Raw genomic sequence first — 273 nt, forward strand, 5'->3', positions numbered from 1 at the left:
GGTTAAATAAGGTCAACACTGATGAGAGTCCCACGCATTTTTCAGCCCCTAGACAATTTACAACAAGGGCAAACTCTTCAATTAGATGAGGATGGTGTCGCCCACATTGGCCGAGTATTGCGCATGGGAATGGGTGATCGCATCAGCTTGTTTAACGGTGACGGCAATGATTACTTAACTGAAATTATTGAAACCAGTAAGAAATCGATTGCTGTCACGGTCTTAAGTTGTGAGGCTAACAACAGTGAATCGCCGTTAGACTTACATTTAGGC

The 273-nt window shown here is 43.6% G+C and carries 1 protein-coding gene; it reads left to right on the forward strand.

The window, feature by feature from the left end; translation table 11 throughout:
• Positions 1-21: 21 nt before the first annotated feature.
• A partial coding sequence (locus AAEY78_RS13090) for an RsmE family RNA methyltransferase (RefSeq protein WP_352339740.1) occupies positions 22-273 on the forward strand: 252 nt, incomplete at its 3' end.

This window comes from Psychrobacter sp. 16-MNA-CIBAN-0192, from assembly GCF_040309565.1.
In the GTDB taxonomy this organism is placed as follows: Bacteria; Pseudomonadota; Gammaproteobacteria; order Pseudomonadales; family Moraxellaceae; genus Psychrobacter.